The 441-nt window shown below is 66.7% G+C and carries 1 pseudogene; it reads left to right on the plus strand.

The features are described 5' to 3' along the window. Positions 1 to 69: 69 nt before the first annotated feature. Positions 70 to 441 (plus strand): annotated as a pseudogene (locus AACY45_RS28675) (hypothetical protein); the annotation flags it as partial.

Genomic DNA, 441 nt, shown 5'->3' on the forward strand with positions numbered 1-441 from the left:
CCAACGATCAGCAGCCCGACCACTCTCACGGGTGGTACGGACGGCGCCTACGGCGTTGGGTCCGCCCAGATGCTCGGCAGCGACGTCTCCCCGCGCAAGGGCATGTATGCGCTGCGCGCGACCGGGGCCGACTGTTTCGCCCTGTGCGACGTCACCGACACCACGACCTGGGCGGCTCAGCAGGCCTTCGCGCAGTCAGAGACCATGATCGCCGTGCTCGCCACCGCTTCGGGCGACAGTATCGCTGGTGCGGTTGCGGCTCGCCAGAGTGCGGCCATCGACGACTACGGCGTCTGGCTCATCGAGGGTGACTGGCCGACCTTCTATGACACCCAAAACGGCCTACCTCGCCTCGTCTCGCCCCAGGCCTATGCTCTGGGCTTGGCGGGCAATCTCTCGCCTGAGCAGTCGCCAATCAACAAGCCGATTGGTGGCGTCGTG

Source organism: Pseudomonas sp. RA_35y_Pfl2_P32 (genome assembly GCF_963970735.1).
GTDB lineage: Bacteria > Pseudomonadota > Gammaproteobacteria > Pseudomonadales > Pseudomonadaceae > Aquipseudomonas.